This window comes from Streptomyces sp. NPDC001851 (assembly GCF_040297165.1).
In the GTDB taxonomy this organism is placed as follows: domain Bacteria; phylum Actinomycetota; class Actinomycetes; order Streptomycetales; family Streptomycetaceae; genus Streptomyces.
The window spans coordinates 88,031-103,367 of the sequence record NZ_JBEOYR010000019.1 but is presented as its reverse complement, the minus strand read 5'-3'; the positions used below and the strand labels follow the sequence as shown (position 1 = coordinate 103,367).

15 protein-coding genes and 1 pseudogene are annotated in these 15,337 nt (G+C 72.6%); 5 read left to right on the top strand and 11 right to left on the bottom strand.

Translation table 11 applies throughout. From position 1 onward, the window contains the following. Positions 1–46: 46 nt before the first annotated feature. From ABT171_RS26785 to ABT171_RS26765, 5 genes are all read right to left on the bottom strand, one after another. The gene (locus ABT171_RS26785) at positions 47–754 is read right to left on the bottom strand and encodes a GntR family transcriptional regulator (protein WP_351248051.1); all 708 of its coding nucleotides are present in this window, start codon (positions 752–754) and stop codon (positions 47–49) included. Then, complete coding sequence (locus ABT171_RS26780; protein WP_351248049.1) at positions 751–1,302, bottom strand: cysteine hydrolase family protein; 552 nt, start codon at positions 1,300–1,302, stop codon at positions 751–753. Before ABT171_RS26780 ends, ABT171_RS26785 begins: the two co-directional genes overlap by 4 nt. Further along, complete coding sequence (locus ABT171_RS26775; RefSeq protein WP_351248047.1) at positions 1,299–2,813, bottom strand: purine-cytosine permease family protein; 1,515 nt, start codon at positions 2,811–2,813, stop codon at positions 1,299–1,301. The genes ABT171_RS26780 and ABT171_RS26775 overlap by 4 nt, the downstream gene beginning before the upstream one ends. Positions 2,814–2,929: 116 nt before the next feature. Then, positions 2,930–3,253, bottom strand: a complete 324-nt coding sequence (locus ABT171_RS26770) for a DUF2795 domain-containing protein (RefSeq protein ID WP_351248045.1) — start codon at positions 3,251–3,253, stop codon at positions 2,930–2,932. Positions 3,254–3,263: 10 nt separating this feature from the next. Continuing rightward, on the bottom strand, positions 3,264–3,416 hold the full coding sequence (locus ABT171_RS26765) for a hypothetical protein (RefSeq protein ID WP_351248043.1): 153 nt from the start codon (positions 3,414–3,416) through the stop codon (positions 3,264–3,266). Positions 3,417–3,594: 178 nt separating this feature from the next. On the opposite strand from ABT171_RS26765, the gene ABT171_RS26760 reads away from it, so the two are divergent. The 3 genes and pseudogenes from ABT171_RS26760 to ABT171_RS26750 all read left to right on the top strand — a co-directional run bounded on the left by ABT171_RS26760 (position 3,595) and on the right by ABT171_RS26750 (position 5,403). Next, a complete protein-coding gene (locus tag ABT171_RS26760) occupies positions 3,595–3,789 on the top strand; it encodes a DUF2795 domain-containing protein (protein ID WP_351248042.1) in 195 nt (64 codons plus the stop codon). A 71-nt stretch (positions 3,790–3,860) separates the two neighbouring features. Beyond that, positions 3,861–4,158: pseudogene (locus ABT171_RS26755) on the top strand (helix-turn-helix transcriptional regulator); the annotation flags it as partial. A gap of 171 nt (positions 4,159–4,329) precedes the next feature. Continuing rightward, the gene (locus ABT171_RS26750; RefSeq protein WP_351248040.1) at positions 4,330–5,403 is read left to right on the top strand and encodes an NAD(+)/NADH kinase; all 1,074 of its coding nucleotides are present in this window, start codon (positions 4,330–4,332) and stop codon (positions 5,401–5,403) included. 137 nt (positions 5,404–5,540) lie between these two features. Here the strand turns inward: ABT171_RS26750 and msrA are convergent, their stop codons facing one another. Together msrA and ABT171_RS26740 are read right to left on the bottom strand one after the other, a co-directional pair. After that, complete coding sequence (gene msrA / locus ABT171_RS26745) at positions 5,541–6,062, bottom strand: peptide-methionine (S)-S-oxide reductase MsrA (RefSeq protein ID WP_351248038.1); 522 nt, start codon at positions 6,060–6,062, stop codon at positions 5,541–5,543. Positions 6,063–6,220: 158 nt separating this feature from the next. Then, complete coding sequence (locus ABT171_RS26740) at positions 6,221–7,012, bottom strand: TetR/AcrR family transcriptional regulator (RefSeq protein WP_351248036.1); 792 nt, start codon at positions 7,010–7,012, stop codon at positions 6,221–6,223. 158 nt (positions 7,013–7,170) lie between these two features. Between ABT171_RS26740 and ABT171_RS26735 the strand changes: the two genes are divergently transcribed. After that, positions 7,171–8,883 carry an MFS transporter gene (locus ABT171_RS26735; protein WP_351248034.1) on the top strand — a complete coding sequence of 571 codons (1,713 nt, stop codon included), beginning with the start codon at positions 7,171–7,173 and terminating at the stop codon, positions 8,881–8,883. 380 nt (positions 8,884–9,263) lie between these two features. Here ABT171_RS26735 and ABT171_RS26730 read toward each other — a convergent pair whose 3' ends face one another. The 4 genes from ABT171_RS26730 to ABT171_RS26715 are packed head-to-tail and all read right to left on the bottom strand — an operon-like array spanning position 9,264 to position 14,001. Continuing rightward, entirely contained in the window at positions 9,264–10,307 is a 1,044-nt protein-coding gene (locus ABT171_RS26730) for a 2-hydroxyacid dehydrogenase (protein ID WP_351248032.1), read from the bottom strand. Positions 10,308–10,332: 25 nt separating this feature from the next. After that, positions 10,333–10,938, bottom strand: coding sequence for a histidine phosphatase family protein (locus tag ABT171_RS26725; protein WP_351248030.1), 606 nt, complete (start codon positions 10,936–10,938; stop codon positions 10,333–10,335). After that, the gene (locus ABT171_RS26720; RefSeq protein WP_351248029.1) at positions 10,935–12,449 is read right to left on the bottom strand and encodes an FGGY-family carbohydrate kinase; all 1,515 of its coding nucleotides are present in this window, start codon (positions 12,447–12,449) and stop codon (positions 10,935–10,937) included. Before ABT171_RS26720 ends, ABT171_RS26725 begins: the two co-directional genes overlap by 4 nt. After that, entirely contained in the window at positions 12,442–14,001 is a 1,560-nt protein-coding gene (locus ABT171_RS26715; protein WP_351248027.1) for an FGGY-family carbohydrate kinase, read from the bottom strand. Before ABT171_RS26715 ends, ABT171_RS26720 begins: the two co-directional genes overlap by 8 nt. 298 nt (positions 14,002–14,299) lie before the next feature. Between ABT171_RS26715 and ABT171_RS26710 the strand changes: the two genes are divergently transcribed. Next, the gene (locus ABT171_RS26710) at positions 14,300–15,091 is read left to right on the top strand and encodes a DeoR/GlpR family DNA-binding transcription regulator (RefSeq protein WP_351248025.1); all 792 of its coding nucleotides are present in this window, start codon (positions 14,300–14,302) and stop codon (positions 15,089–15,091) included. The last annotated feature ends 246 nt before the right edge of the window (positions 15,092–15,337 follow it).

Below are 15,337 nucleotides of genomic sequence, written 5' to 3'. Positions count from 1 at the left end.
CCCGTCCCGTCGTCACCGGAAGCGGTGAGAGGCGGAGGCGGGCGGGTCAGCCGACGGTGAGGGCCAGATGGAAGTGGCCGGGGTCGAGCAGGGTGACGACGTGTTCGACGAAGGAGCCGTCGGCCGCCCGGCCGGTCCGCCGCGTCCGCAGGAACCAGTCCCCCGGCGTGCGACGCAGCAGTTCCGCCTCCTCGGCGTCGACCGGCCGCCCGCAGACCCGCTGCTCCCCCTGTTCGGCGCGCAGCCCGGCCCGCTGCAGCAGTGCGGTGAGCGACTCCTGACCGAGGCCGCGGGCGGGCAACTCACGGATCACGGGCACCGGCGGCAGGAAGCTGCGCTCGTACGACACCACAGTGCCGTCCGCGGCCAGCTCGCGGACGCGCTCCACGCAGACGAACACGTCCTTCTCCAGGCCGAGTTCGGCGGCGAGTGCGGCGTCGCGCGCCTCGCGTACGGCGAGGGTCCGCACGGTGGTGTCCCCGCCCGGCACGGCGACGGCCCGGGCCCAGCCGGGCCGGTCGTCCGGCGGGCGGCCGTCGAAGAGGACGTAGGAGCCCTTGCCGGTGCGGGTGGTGATCAGGCCCTGCTCGGACAGTTCGGCGAGGGCCGCGCGGATGGTCGTACGGCTGACGCCGAACCGCTGGGCGAGGGCGTGTTCGCCGGGCAGCCGCTCGCCGGCCGGGCGGGCGCCGTCGCGGATCTCCCGGGCGAGGATCCGGCTGATCCGCTGGTGCTTGAGCGGCACGCCGGTCATGGTCCGCTCTCCGCGAGCAGGTCGTCGACGGTGGTGACCCGGACGAGCGGCCGGTACAGGTCCATGATCTGCAGGGCCTTGAGATGGGAGTCGTCGTCCACACCCGCGCAGGCGTCGGCGACGACCAGCACCTCCCTGCCGGCGTCGGCGGCGGCCAGGGCCGTGGACAGCACACAGCACTCGGTGCTGACACCGGCCAGGACCAGGCGGTCGTCCGGGCCGACGCGGGCGGCGAGGTCCGGGGTCCACTTGCCGAAGGTGGTCGCCTCCAGCACGGGGCCGGCCAGGTCGGCGAACTCCTCGGACAGCCGCCACAGTCCGGCGTCCGGGGGCTGGAGCGCGAAGGGCCACTGGTCGTAGTAGGCGCGCCAGGCTCCGGTGGGTTCCGCGGGGGCGAGGAAGCGGGTGAAGGTGACCCGGCCGGCGAAGGCCGGCAGCAGGCTGCGGACGCCCGCCGCCGCGTCGGCGTACCGGGGAGTGGCCCAGGGGCTCGCCGGGTCGGCGAAGACCTGCTGCATGTCGATGACGGCGAGGTGTCCGGCGGTCATGCGTTCAGCACCCCCTCGTCGCCGACCGGGCTCGGCGCCTGCGCCTCCTGGGCGCGCACCCGGCCCCGGGCGAGCAGCAGGGTGCCCGTGAAGGCGAGGGCGAGCGCGACCAGGACGCCGAGGTTGGCGTACGCCCAGGCACCGGTCTTGCCGCCGAGGCCGAGGGGAGCGAGGAGGTAGCCCTGCCAGGCGAGCCAGCTCGCGGCGGTGTTGGTGACCAGGCCCCAGCCGACGGCGGTGGCGGCGAGGGTGAGCAGCAGGGGCGGCAGGGGGATGTCGCCGTAGCGGCCGTGCGGGCGGTACAGGTCGCCGTCGTCGTAGTCGCGGCGGCGCAGGGCGAGGTCGCCGAGCATGATGCCGCACCAGGCGGCGATGGGCACGCCGAGGGTGGTGAGGAAGCCCATGAACTGGCCGAGGAAGTTGCCGGCGAAGAAGACGATGTACACGGAGCCGGCGATCATCAGGACGCCGTCGAAGAACGCGGCGAGGTAGCGGGGGACGCGCAGCCCGGCGGAGAGCAGGGCGAGGCCGGAGGAGTAGATGTCGAGGACGGCGCCGCCGACCAGGCCGAGCACGGCGACCACGGCGAAGGGCACCAGGAACCAGGTGGGCAGGATCGTCGTCAGCGCACCGATCGGGTCGGCCGCGACGGCCTTGCTCAGGCTCGGGGAGGAACCGGCCAGCAGCAGGCCGAAGACCAGCAGGAGCAGCGGGGCCACGGAGGCGCCGAAGGCGGTCCAGCCGACCACTCCCCGGCTGGACGAACTCCGGGGCAGATAGCGGGAGTAGTCGGCGGCGGCGTTGACCCAGCCGAGGCCGAAGCCGGTCATCATGAACACCAGGGCGCCGACGAACTCCTGCGCGGAACCGGCCGGGACGGCGCTGACCGTGCTCCAGTCGATGTGGTCGGCGACGAGGGCGACGTAGACGAGCGTGAGGACGCCCGTGATCACGGTGATGGCCGTCTGCAGCCGCATGATCAGGTCGAAGCCCATGACTCCGCCCACGACGGTCAGCGCGGCCACCACTATGAGGGCGACCACCTTGGTCTCGGTGCCGCCGCCCCAGCCGAGGCGGCTGAAGACGGTCGCGGTGGCCAGCGTGGCGAGCGCGGTGAGGACGGTCTCCCAGCCGACGGTCAGCACCCAGGAGATCACGGACGGCAGGCGGTTGCCGCGCACACCGTACGCCGCCCGGCTGAGCACCATCGTGGGCGCCGAGCCGCGCTTCCCGGCGACCGCGATGAAACCGCACAGCAGGAACGAGACGACGATGCCGAGCACACCGGCGGCGAGCGCCTGCCAGAAGGAGATGCCGAAGCCGAACGCGAAGGCGCCGTAGCTCAGTCCGAGGACGGAGACGTTGGCTCCGAACCAGGGCCAGAACAGCGTGCGCGGGGTGCCCTTGCGGTCCCCGTCCCCGATCACGTCGAGCCCGTGCGTCTCCAGCTGGATCGGGCGGCCGGGGGATCTGCCGTCGGTGCTTGTGAGCGGATCCTGCGGGTGCGTCATCGCCGAGCCACCTGCCCTGCCTGTCCAGACGTGTCTGATCGAGCACCTAGCGTACGGGGGCGGGGTGCCACGGGCGTCTGGAACGCTCGGGCGGCGCCTGGGGCGCCGGCGCCGGGTCAGCGGTCGAACTCCTCCTGGATCGGTGTCTTCGGCTCCTCCCGCAGATGCTGGGAGAGGCCGGGCTTGCCTCCCTCGCGTGCCTGCTCCGCGCGCTGGGTGGCGTTGAGCCCCAGGTCCGAGTCCAGGTCCACCCGTACCGACCTCGCCACGTCCTCACGGCCCGTGTACTGCTCGGCGGGGATGGCGCGCAGGGCCTTGACGACCTCCTCCGACGCACCCGCCTCCCGCGCGGCCGTGACGAGGTGCTCCTTGTCCGTCGGGTACGACACGTCCTTCAACGCCGCCAGCACCTCGGGGACGCTGGTGTGTGCCGTGCTCATGACGCCTCCTTCACTCGTCGCCCTGCTCGCTGTCGTCGACCGCGTTCTCGTCCGCGGTGTCGGGTCCCTCCGCCTGGGAGGGAGTCGTGCGCGGTGGCTGGTCCGCCTGCGCGTCGCCGGGGTCCCGCTCGCCTTCCGCCTGGGAGGGCGTGGACTCGCTCATGGGCGCCTCCCTGATGTGTCCGTGCCTGTTCCGAAGCCCTCGGGTACCCGTCCGCCCGGTGGCCCATGACCGGGGGAATCCGTGAATCCGCTGCCAGGGCGTGGGTACCTGGGCAGTCCCGGCGCAGCATGCGGCGCCGGCGCACAGACCGAGCACCATCTCACCGCCTGGAGGAACCATGGCGGGTATCAGCCCCCCTGATCTGCAGAAAGCACTGTCCGGCGCGGAGTACCCGGCCAACTCGGAACAGCTCCGGAAGGTGGCCGAGAAGAATCACGCGTCCAAGGAGGTCACCGAGCGCATCGCGCACCTCGGCAAGAAGGAGTTCCAGAACCCCGCCGAGGTGAGCAAGGCCGTCTTCCGGGACGAGTGACGGACCACGGCGTGCGGCGGCCGGGCATCCCGCTCCGGCCGCCGCACGGTCCGTCTGCGCTCGTCGCTCACGACCAGCTGAGGGCCTCGCCGCAGCAGCCCACGCCCCGCCCCCGCCCCCGTCGCCCCTGCTGCGCGCGCTGTGCGACATCCTGCGCGCCGATCCGGCCGACGGCGGCACCCTGGTCGAGCCGGGCCGGGAGGTCAGGCGCGCAACCGTACGCTGTCGCGGCTGTTCCAGACGCCGGTGGCCACGGTGGCGCACCGGTACGGCTGGTCCTCGGCCGGCGCGTTCATCGACGCCTTCCGCCGCACCTTCGGCCACGCACCGGGCTACCGCCCGAAGGACACCGGCGGACCGGCCGACTGACGCGGCGTCGACGTCGACGTCAGGGGTATGACGGGGGTGTCAGGAGAGACGGCCGTACTCGGGCCCGTCGGCACACGCGCCCAGGAGGCCGCCCGCCCGCGTGGCGGGGGCCGCACCGCAGCGGTTCGCGGGCGAGGATGGCGCGGGGGAACAGCCGGCTGGGAGGCGGATATGAGGGTGAACCATGTCGGCCTGGTGGTGCACGGCGGCCGCGCCGAGGCCGTGGCCGCCGCGCAGGCGGTGCGCGAGTGGTGCGCGGAGCACGCCGTGGCGTGCGCCGACATCGACGTGTGGCAGGAGGGGGCGCGGCACAGCGCCCGCGAGGAGGTCGACGCGGCGGGCGATCCGGACCTCATCGTCACCCTCGGCGGGGACGGCACGTTCCTGCGCGGCGCCCGGGTAGCGGCCGAGAACGACGCCCTGGTCCTGGGCGTCGACCTCGGCCGGGTCGGCTTCCTCACCGAGGTCCCGGCCCCGGCGGTGCGCGCGGCGCTGGACGCGGTCCTGGCCGGAGGCATCACCGTCGAGAGCCGGATGCTCCTCACCCTTCGGGCGTCGTGCCGGCTGGAGGTGCCCGCGCAGATGGAGGCGCTGCTGCGGTACGGCCGCGGGCCGATGCTGCCGCCGCCCCGGGTGCGGACGGAGTGCGTGACGGGTGACGACTGGGGCGTCGCGCTGAACGTCACGGCGCTGAACGACGTCGTCGTGGAGAAGCTCGCCAGGGACCGGCAGGTGTCGGTCGGTGTCTATCTCGCCGGCCGGCTCCTGGCCTGCTACTCCGCCGACGCACTGCTGGTGGCCACGCCCACGGGCTCGACCGCGTACAGTTTCGCCGCCGGCGGTCCGGTGGTCTCGCCGCGCGCGGAGGCTCTGGTGTTCACGCCGGTCGCCCCGCACATGGTGTTCAACCGCTCGGTCGTCGCCGCCCCCGACGAACCGATCGCGCTGCGGATTCTCGAACGGTCCGGCCAGGCCGCCGTCAGCATCGACGGCCAGCTGCGCGGGGTACTGAGCCCCGGGGACTGGATCGGCGTGTACGCCGCGCCACGCCGGCTGAAGGCGGTCCGGCTGGGCCCGACGGACTTCTACGGCCGGCTGCGCGAGCGCATGAACCTCACCGACGCGCCGGCCGCGCTCGCCGACGGGGAGGCCGCTCCCCTGTGGCCGGTCACCACACCCCGACCGGGCGACCTCGCCCACCTCGCGCTGCCACCGGCTCCCGAGAAGGGGACTCGGCTGTCGTGAGGTGGACGCGTGTGCGGCCTCACGGCTGCCGTGGGCTCGACCGCACGGCGCGGCGGGCACGGTCATGCTGCCGACCCTCGTCCGCGCCGGACTGGACTCCAGCAGCCGGCCGACCGGAACCACCTCGCCCGCTCGGCTCAGTTCTTCGGGGACGCCTCCCGGCGCGGCAGCTTCCAGTTCGGTCGCGGGAAGTGGCACGTGTAGCCGTCGGGATACCGCTCCAGATAGTCCTGGTGCTCGGGTTCCGCCTCCCAGAAGTCGCCCAGGGGCTCCACCTCGGTGACCACCTTTCCCGGCCACAGCCCGCTCGCCTCGACGTCCGCGATCGTGTCCACGGCGACGCGGTGCTGTTCTTCGTCGCCGTAGAAGATGGCGGACCGGTAGCTGCGTCCGATGTCGTTGCCCTGGCGGTCCCTGGTGGTCGGGTCGTGGATCTGGAAGAAGAACTCCAGGATGTCGCGGTAGCTCGTGACCGTGGGATCGAAGAGGATCTCGATGGCCTCGGCGTGGTCGCCGTGATGGCGGTACGTGGCGTTCGGGGTGTCACCACCGCTGTAGCCGACGCGTGTGGAGACCACACCCGGCTGCTTGCGGATCAGATCCTGCATGCCCCAGAAACAACCCCCTGCGAGTACGGCCCGCTGGATTTCCACGGTCATCGGTGACTCCTGACGCTCGAACCCGGCACCGCTGTCGGCATTCCGGCTTACCCGATCACCCTAATACCGGCCAGGCACTTACTTGGTCTGGTCCTCTTGACGGGACATCGTCCGGGCTGCTTGGTACGCACCAACGCCGGATACCGGGCCCTCATTCCTCAAGACCGCCGAGGCGCGCTGGACTCCGGGTCGGGCAGATAGCTCGCCAGGCCGCGCAGGATGATCTCCAGGCCGATATCGAACCTCTCGTCGGAGGAGTCCGACACGATCAACCCGGCCAAGGCGCGCAGATGGGGAAATTCCGCTGCGGACAGGGACGCGAAGTACTCCCGCATCTCGTCGGCCATCTCACGCCAGTCGGGGCGGGCCGGCGAGGAATCGTCACTGCTGTGCCGGGCGGCCCGGTCCTGCCACATGCCCTCCTCCAGGACGAACCCGTCGATGTAGGTGGAGATGAGATCCCCGGCCTCCGCCGCGATACGGTCGGGCAGCCCTGCGGCGCGGAAGATGGCGAGCAACGCTTCGAGGTGCGGCAGAAGTTCGGCCGTGAAGGGAACGTGGGCCATGGAGATCCTGGCCATGTCGCGGTGGGACAGCAGGCGTTGCCGTCCCGAACGGGCGTAGTCCCGCACCTGTTCCCGCCACCGCTCCGGGTCGGGCTCGGGCAGGGCGAAGCCGTCGAAGAGCCGCGTGTACATCAGCTCCAGGAGGTCGTCCTTGGAGCTGACGTGGGCGTAGAGGGCGGAGACCGCGACTCCCAGTTCGGCCGCCACCTGACGCATCGACAGCCCGTCGAGTCCTTGGCGGTCCAGGACGGTGAAGGCGGCCTCGACGACCCGTTCCCGCGACAGCGGTGCGCGCGCGGGCGTCACGGGGGTACGCGCACGCCGCTCACGCTCCCAGGGCGACGGCGGAGGGGAGGTACGGGCATCGGCGGCCTCGTCGGTCATGTCGCCAGTCTAGGCATCACGGAGAACAGCGTTCTGCCGCGTGAGCGGCCTCCGAAGACCCTTCCATACGCGATATATCTTGTCGCGGGATCGCCGATTGCGCTATATCTTAATGAACGCCGTTCTCTCATCGAACACTGTTCTGCCAGGGGGTACCGATGTCCACCACCGATGTCGCGTCCGTCGAGACGCCCACCGACTCGCCAGCGCCCTACCGGTGGCGCTGGGCTGCGCTCTTCGTGATCCTCGCGGCCGAGGTGATGGATCTCCTCGACGCCGTCGTCACGAACATCGCCGGCCCGTCCATGCGAGCCGACCTCGGCGGAGGTGCCTCCACACTGCAGTGGCTCGCCGCCGCGTACACGCTGGCGATGGCCGTCGGGCTCGTCACCGGTGGCCGGCTCGGGGACATTCACGGGCGCCGCCGGATGTTCCTGGTGGGAGCCGCCGGCTTCACCGCGGGGTCGCTGCTGTGCGCGGTGTCCGTGTCGCCCGAGGTATTGATCGCCGCACGTGTCGTACAGGGGCTGTTCGGCGCGGTGATGCTGCCGCAGGGCCTCGGCATGATCAAGGAGATGTTCCCGCCGCAGGAGTCGCAGAAGGCCTTCGGCATGTTCGGCCCGGTCATGGGGCTGTCCGCGGTGTGCGGACCGATCCTGGCGGGCTGGCTCGTGGACGCCGACTACTTCGGCACCGGCTGGCGGATGATCTTTCTGATCAACCTGCCGCTGGGCGCCGCGGCCTTCCTCGGTGCCGTGCGCTACCTGCCGAGGGGCCGGTCCGGCACCAAGCCGCGCCTCGACATCCCCGGCATGCTCCTGGTCTCACTGGCCGCGCTGCTCATCATCTTCCCGCTGGTCCAGGGCCGTGAGTACGACTGGCCCCTGTGGACGTTCGCGATGATGGCCGCCTCGCTGGTCGTCTTCATCGCCTTCGGTGTGTACGAGGGCCGCCGCAGCAGGGCCGGCCGGGACCCGCTCGTCGTGCCCAGCCTGTTCCGCAAGCGCGGATTCAGCGGCGGCATGACGCTCGGGCTGGTGTTCTTCTCGACCATGCAGGGCTTCATGCTGGTCTTCAACCTCTACACCCAGATCGGTCTCGGCTACTCGCCGCTGAAGGCGGGACTCGTGATGGTGCCCTGGTCGGGCGGCATGATCGTCGGGTTCGGGATCGCTCAGGGGGTCGCCCGGTTCGGCCGGGCCGTCCTGCAGGCGGGCGCGCTGGTCATGGCGGTCGGCGTGTTCGGCGTGTGGCTGACCCTCGACATGGTGGGGTCCGGCGTCGGCCCCTGGCAGCTCCTGCCGTCCCTGCTCGGCACCGGAATCGGAATGGGCCTGCTGATGGCGCCGTTCTTCGACATCGTGCTCGCCAGCGTCGAGCAGCACGAGACGGGTTCGGCGTCCGGCACGATGACCGCGATGCAACAGCTCGGCGGCGCGTTCGGGGTGGCCGTACTCGGTACCGTGTTCTTCGGTCTGCTGGGCAGTGGGATCGCCACCGCCGTCGACCACCACGCGGACGGCCTGCGGGGGCAACTCGCCGCCGCGCACGTTGCGCCCGCCACCCAGGAGCGCCTCGTGGCGGACCTTCGCACGTGCACCTCGGACCGTGCCGTGGCCAAGGATCCTGCCGCGACGCCGGCGTCCTGCGCACGCCTGGAGAAGGACACCCGCGCCGCCGTGACCTCACCTCAGGCCGGCGCCCGGATACCCGGCGCGCTGCATGCCACCGCGTCGTCGGCCTTCCGGAGCGGTTTCGGCTCCGTCATGAAGACGGTGCTGTGGATCGTCGACGGCATGCTCGCCCTGACCTTCCTGCTGGCGTTCCTCCTGCCGCGCCACGCGCGCCCCGAGGGAGCCGCCGGACACTGACGCGAGCCTGGCCGGCACCAGCGCCGACGGGTGGCCGGGCCCCTGAGCAGAACCCGTCCGGCCGCCTCGTCCGCGTGGGGAGGGTCTGGCCCCGGCGTTCCGTCCAGGTGGAGAGGGGCTGACCCGGCGTCCCGTCTGCACGTGGAAGCGCTGCCGGAGCGCCCCGTCTGCGGGAGAGGGGCCGCCGCGTCTGTATGAAGGGCGCCCGTGCGACGCGCCGCGCTCGGGCGCCGCGCTCCTGGCCCGTCGGCCCTGGTGCCTGCGGCGCGCCGCTGTCGCCCCGCACCGCCGCGCCGTGAAGACGGGCCCGGTACGGGCGGTTGCGTGCTCGGAAGAGAATTGAGCCGCCTTGTGACCTGTGCGGAAGGCGGGGCGCCGGGTCAGCCCTTCAGGGCCTCGGGGTTGGCGCAGTGGGCCAGTGGCTCGCCGCGGAGGAAGCGGGCGGCCTCGGCGGCGACGATCCGGGCGGCCTTGTGGGCGACCTCGCGGCTGGCGCCGGCGATGTGCGGGGTGAGGATGACGCCCGGGGTGGACAGCAGGCGCGAGCCCGCCGGTACCGGTTCGACGGGGAACACGTCGAAGCCGGCGGCTGCCAGATGTCCCGAGTCGAGCGCGTCGCACACCGCGTCGTAGTCGACCAGGGCGCCGCGCGCGCAGTTGACGAGCACGGAACCGCGCGGCATGGCCCCGATCTGGGCCTGCCCGATCATGCCGCGGGTCTCGTCCGTCACGCGCGCGTGCAGGGAGACGATCCCGGAGCGGCTCAGCAATTCGTCCAGCGGCACGAGCCGTGCCACACCCTGCACCGCCTCCGGAGACACATAGGGGTCGTGGACGAGAACCGTGGCCCCCATCGCGGTCAGGACGCGGGCGACCCGCGAGCCGATGGCGCCGAAGCCGACCAGGCCCACGACCGAGCCGTCGATCTCGACGCCGCAGCGCGTGTAGTCGTAGTAGTCGCCGCGCCAGGTGCCCCGCTTGAGGTCGGTGTGGACGTCGCCGATCCCGCGGGCGGCGGCGAGGACGAGCGCGAGGGTGTGCTCCGCGGTGGCGACGGCGTTGCGGCCCGGTGCGTAGCAGACGGCGACGCCATGGCGGCCGGCGGCCTCCAGGTTGGCGTTGACGGGGCCGCCCCGGCTGACGCAGAACAGCTCCAGATCGGGGCAGGCGGCCAGCACCCGTTCGGTGAGCGGGGCCATCTGGGTCACACAGATCCGTACGCCGCGCAGCGCCTCGATCAGCTGCTCCTCGGTTCCGGATGCCTCGTCGACCTCGGCGACCCTTCCGAACGGGGTGTGCGGCCAGGGCAGTTGGAGCTGCCGGATGTCCAGGTCGGTGTCGGCGGGCGCCGCGGCGCGCACTTCCTGTGCGAGCAGCCCGGGCAGGACGAAGTGGTCGCCGGCGGCGAGGACGGTGGTGGGCACGGTGGTTCTCCCGGAGAGCGAGGGGTCAGCGAACGGGTGCGTTGAGGCGGAGCAGGGACGCCTGGTCGTCGCGCAGCCGCAGTTCGGTCAGGGCGCCGTTGTGCAGGGCGGGGAAGACCTGGCGGTAGCGGGCGAGGCGGATGCCGAGCAGCTTGCACAGCGCCAGGCGCAGCAGGGTGGAGTGGGCCACGACGAGGACGCGCCCGCCGGGGAGCTTGTGCGCGGTCTCCTGCAGGCAGTCGACCGCGCGGTCCGCCGCCGTGGCGGGATGCTCCCCGCCGGGCAGGTGGTGGGCGACCGGGTCGCTGAGGAAGGCGGCGAGTGCCTCGGGGAAGGCCTCGGCCATCTCGGCGCGGGTGAGCCCGTCGCCGCGGCCGAAGTCCACCTCGTAGAGGCGCTCGTCGACCCACGGTGTCAGGCCGAGCGCGGTGGCCGCGGGCTCGGCGGTCTGCCGGGCCCGGGACAGCGGTGAGCAGAGCACGGCGTCCAGGTGCTGCCCGGCGGCCCAGACCCCCAGTTCGGCGGCCTGGCGGCGGCCGAGTTCGGTGAGCGGCACGTCGGTGCGGCCCGCGTAGCGGTTGTCCGCGTGCCAGACGGTCTCCCCATGGCGGACGAGGACGAAGTCGGTCACTGGAGGGCCTTTCCGCGCGCGTGGCCGGCCACGGCCGGTGCCAGCCAGCCGCGGTGGACCAGCGCGTCGACGAATGCGAGGTAGGCGGGCAGCAGGCGGGCGGTGCGGGCGGGATCGGGGTGGAGTTCCTCGCGCAGCCGCACCATGGCGCCCGCGGCCTCCTCCAGCGTGGCACCCGAGGCGGTGGCGGCGAGCACCGCCATGCCGAGGGCGCTCTCGGCCTGCTCCGGCAGCCGGGCGGGGCGGCCGAGCACATCGGCGCGCAGCTGCGCCCAGTAGCGGTTGCGGGCCCCGCCGCCGGTGAACGTGAGCGGGCCGTCGACCGGGGCGCCGAGGAGGTCGAGGTAGTCGAAGCAGAGCCGTTCGAGCAGCGCCACGCCCAGCAGACAGGCGTGGAACACCTCCGCGTCGCCCGAGGGCTCGCCAAGGACGAAGGACTCGGCGCCGGGGGCACGGAACGGGAAGCGCTCGCCGCCCGAGCCCACCAGCGGGTAGACGACGGCGGTGGAACCGGTCGCGGCGGCCCGCGCGGTCAGCGCGTCGAGGTCCGCGGCGCTCGCCGAGGGGAAGCGGTGGGCGAGGACGCCGGCACCGCTGCTGGAGGCGCCGCCGGGCAGCCAGGTGCCGCCGGGTGCGCGGTGGCAGTAGACCACGCCGCCGGGATCGCGGACGAGATGGGGGCTCGTCCCCTTGAACACCAGGGTGGTGCCCAGCACGGAGTTCCAGGAACCGGGGGTGAGCGCCCCGGCTGCGATCTGCGCCGCGCAGCCGTCGGTCATGCCCGCGGTGATGAGGGTGCCGGCGGGGATGCCGGTCGCGTCGGAGGCCTCGGCGCACACCGTGCCGAGGACCGTTCCGGGCCGTACGACATCGGGCAGCAGCCCGCCCGGGACGCCCAGCGCGTCCAGCTCGTCCTCGGGCCACCGCTCGGCGACCAGGTCGTAGCCCGTCTTCAGGGCGTGACTGGCGTCGCTCGGGACCTGGTGCCCGGCGAGCCGCCAGGTGACCAGATCGGCCTGGTGCAGCAGGCGGGCGCCCGCCGGGAGGCCCCGGCCGCCGGAGCGGGCCGGGTCGTCCAGCAGCCAGAGCAGTTTGGGCAGCGCCCAGGACGGCTGCATGGCGCGGTAGCCGAGCTTCTCCCACACCCGCGCGCCACGCGTGTTGACGCGGTCGGCGTACGCGTCGGCCCGGCGGTCGTCGTACATCAGCCCCGGGGTGAGGGGGACGCCCGCGGAGTCGGCCAGGAGCACGGTTCCGGAGGTGGCGTCCACGGCCAGGCCCCGCACCCGGGACGGGTCGATGCCGGTCAGGGCCTCGCGGCAGGCGGCGGCGAGTGCGGACCACCACTGCTCGGGGTCCTGCTCGTGGCGTACGCCGTCGCGGCGGCCGGTCAGCGGACGGGAGGCGGCGCCCAGCAGCAGGCCGGTACCGTCCACGGCGACCGCGCGGGCGCTCTGGGTGCCGAGGTCCAGTCCGAGGTGCACGGCGTCGGGTGACAGGGCGTCAGACATGCGGGGTCTCCTGGGCGCGGGCCGGGGAGGCGGCCGGTACGGCAGCGGGCGGTGGGGCGGGGACAGCGGCGGGCGCGGAGGCCCAGCCGAGGGAGCGGGCGGCGTCGCGCCAGGTGAGGTACGCGTCGTAGAGACCGTCGTAGAACGCGGCGCGCCCGGCGTCCGGTTCCCAGCTCGCGCGCATGCGGACGTACCGGGTGGCGGCGCTGTGCATGCTGCTCTCCGCCCCGGTGAGGACGAGACCGGTCAGGAACGCGCCCTTGGCGCCCAGTTCCGCGTCGGCGCTGCGGGCCGTCGGCACGCCGGTGACGTCCGCGATGAGCCGGCACCAGGCGTCGCTGGCGGATCCGCCGCCGCACAGGCGCAGTTCGTGGACGTCGGTCCCGGACGCGGTCAGGCAGTCGCGGACGACGAGGGACAGTCCCTCGAAGACGGCGCGGGCGACATGGGCGGGGGTGTGGTCGAGGGACAGGCCCCAGAAGGCGCCGCGGGCGTGCGGGTCCAGGAAGGGGGCGCGCTCACCGGCGGGCGAGAGGTACGGCAGGAACGACAGTCCGGCCGCGCCCGGTTCGGTCGCGAAGGCGAGCCTGCCGAGGTGGGCGGGGTCCTCGACGCCCAGGGTGCGGCAGGCCCAGTCGAGGACCTCGGTGCCGGAGAGGGTGGGGAAGGCGCGCAGGATGCGTTCGCGGCCGCGATAGGCGATGTTGATGCCGCACGGCTCTCCGCCGGTGTCCGGCTCACGGGTGACGATCTCGGTGCAGAGGGTGGTGCCGAGGATGGCGCACGCCTGGCCGGGGTTGACGGCTCCGGCGCCGCGGGCGGTGGCGGCGATGTCGTAGGGGGCCATGACGACGGGGAGCCCGGCCGGCAGGCCCAGTTCGGCCGCGGTGCGGCGGGTGATCTCGGCGATGCGCTCGTGCTCGCCGAGGATCCGTGGCAGCAGCGGCTCGGCCCACTTCATGGCGAACAGGTCGAGGATCACGGGGTCGTACGCGCCGGTGGTGTGGTCGAGGAAGGGCGCCGAGGCGTCGGACTCGTCGATGGCGGTGACCCCGGTGAGCTTCAGGAACAGCCAGCCCGCCGCCGTCAGCGCGGTATGGGAGCGCCGCAGTCGCTCCGGGTCGTGCCCGGCGAGCCAGCTGAGCACCGCGTTCGGCATGCCGCTGCAGGTGAGCGAGCCGTTGCGGCGGAAGGCCTGCTCCAGGACGCCGTCGGTCTGCCAACGGGTGAGCAGGTCGCCGGCGCGCCCGTCGGACCAGAGGATCGCGGGGCCGGTGGGGCGTCCGTCGCCGTCCACCAGCCAGCAGCCGTCGCCCTGGGCGGTGAAGCTCACCAGCCAGACCGGGTCCTGGGCCGGGCCGAGCTGGGACTGGACGCTGCGCACGGTGTGGACGACCCCGTTCCACACCGCCTCCATGTCCTGCTCCGCCCAGCCGGGACGGGGCCGCAGCACCTCGGTGCCGATACGGGAGACCGCCAGCTCCTGGCCCTGGTCGTCGAACACGACGGATTTGATGACCGAGGTCCCGACGTCGATGGTGAGAACCGACATGACTGCAATACCTGCCCCTTCACAAAGGCCCGCGCCCGCGGAACGGACCGTCGGATCGAACGGTCCGCCCGGGCGGCTCGCAGAAATCAGCAAACGCGTCTCGGAAAGGGCCGTCAATCGTCCTGGCGACTTATCCCGCGGCCGGGCCTGTGCACCGTGTTAAATTCCCTGCCGCATCCGGTGCGCCACCGTCCGCGTGCACCGCTCGCCGGGACACCGGCCAGGCCAGGGCCCGCCTCCGCCGTGTTACGTTCATGTGGGATTCTCATGAGCCTCTTCTCAGGAAGGAGCGCCCGCCATGGCCGGTCCGGACACCCGGACGGACGTTCAGGAGGGGCGTCGGAGCCGGGTGCGCGAACGCGTGACGAGCAAGGGCTTCGTCCGTACCGCCGAGCTCGCGGCCGAGTTCGGCGTGAGCGTCATGACCATCCACCGTGATCTGGACGCTCTGCAGGCACAGGGCTGGCTGCGCAAGGTGCGCGGCGGGGCCAGCTGTCTGCCCTCGACGCAGTTCCACGGCAGCGCCAGTGAACGCCTGTCGACGATGGTGCCCGCCAAGCAGCTGCTGGCGCGGGCCGCCGCCGAGGAACTCGCGCCCGGTCAGGTCGTGATGATCGACGATTCCACGACCTGTCTGCACCTGGTCCGGCACCTGCCGGACCACACCCCGATCACGGCGATCACCAACTCGCTGCCGGCCGTCTCGGCACTGGCCCGCGAACCCGGCGTGGCCCTGGTCGCCCTCGGCGGCACCTACTTCCCGGCCTACGACGCCTTCATGGGCGTGCACACGGCGCACAGTGTGGAGGCGTTCCGGGCGGATGTGCTGTTCATGTCCACCACGGCGGTGACCGGCGGCCGCTGCTACCACATGTCACCCGAGACCGTGCAGGTCAAGCGGGCCATGATGGCCGTCGCCGCGCGCCGAGTGCTGCTCATCGACCACACCAAGTTCGCCAACCAGGGCCTGTACGCACTCGCCCCGCTCACCGACTTCGACCTGGTCCTGGTCGACGACGCGGCCCCTGCGGGAGAGGTGCGGCGGCTGCGCGACAGCGGAGTCCACGTCCGCACCGTCGCGGGAGCGTAGCCACGTGAACATCACACGGTTCTCACTCGGCGTGCTGCACCCCGGCGGCGCGCACACCCCTCTGATCTGGGGTGACACGGCCATTCCCGGGCTCCCCCGCAGCGGCGGGACGACGACTTAACACCACGGGTCACACGGCCGACGAGGTCTTTCCCATGACGGATTGACCCCGCCCGGAGCGGGACTTTTTCATTCTTGCCACGCCGTGAGGCGCTCCGCTCTCCCCATTTCCGCACAAAGGTGGCT

What these genes read in the sequence shown, in the direction of transcription:
- ABT171_RS26735 (WP_351248034.1), top strand. Translation starts at nt 7,171, where the DNA reads ATGTCCACCACCGATGTCGCGTCCGTCGAGACGCCCACCGACTCGCCA.
- ABT171_RS26760 (WP_351248042.1), top strand. Translation starts at nt 3,595, where the DNA reads ATGGCGGGTATCAGCCCCCCTGATCTGCAGAAAGCACTGTCCGGCGCG.
- ABT171_RS26750 (WP_351248040.1), top strand. Translation starts at nt 4,330, where the DNA reads ATGAGGGTGAACCATGTCGGCCTGGTGGTGCACGGCGGCCGCGCCGAG.
- ABT171_RS26740 (WP_351248036.1), bottom strand. Translation starts at nt 7,012, where the DNA reads ATGACCGACGAGGCCGCCGATGCCCGTACCTCCCCTCCGCCGTCGCCC.
- ABT171_RS26780 (WP_351248049.1), bottom strand. Translation starts at nt 1,302, where the DNA reads ATGACCGCCGGACACCTCGCCGTCATCGACATGCAGCAGGTCTTCGCC.
- msrA (WP_351248038.1), bottom strand. Translation starts at nt 6,062, where the DNA reads ATGACCGTGGAAATCCAGCGGGCCGTACTCGCAGGGGGTTGTTTCTGG.
- ABT171_RS26785 (WP_351248051.1), bottom strand. Translation starts at nt 754, where the DNA reads ATGACCGGCGTGCCGCTCAAGCACCAGCGGATCAGCCGGATCCTCGCC.
- ABT171_RS26720 (WP_351248029.1), bottom strand. Translation starts at nt 12,449, where the DNA reads ATGTCTGACGCCCTGTCACCCGACGCCGTGCACCTCGGACTGGACCTC.
- ABT171_RS26775 (WP_351248047.1), bottom strand. Translation starts at nt 2,813, where the DNA reads ATGACGCACCCGCAGGATCCGCTCACAAGCACCGACGGCAGATCCCCC.
- ABT171_RS26770 (WP_351248045.1), bottom strand. Translation starts at nt 3,253, where the DNA reads ATGAGCACGGCACACACCAGCGTCCCCGAGGTGCTGGCGGCGTTGAAG.
- ABT171_RS26710 (WP_351248025.1), top strand. Translation starts at nt 14,300, where the DNA reads ATGGCCGGTCCGGACACCCGGACGGACGTTCAGGAGGGGCGTCGGAGC.
- ABT171_RS26765 (WP_351248043.1), bottom strand. Translation starts at nt 3,416, where the DNA reads ATGAGCGAGTCCACGCCCTCCCAGGCGGAAGGCGAGCGGGACCCCGGC.
- ABT171_RS26715 (WP_351248027.1), bottom strand. Translation starts at nt 14,001, where the DNA reads ATGTCGGTTCTCACCATCGACGTCGGGACCTCGGTCATCAAATCCGTC.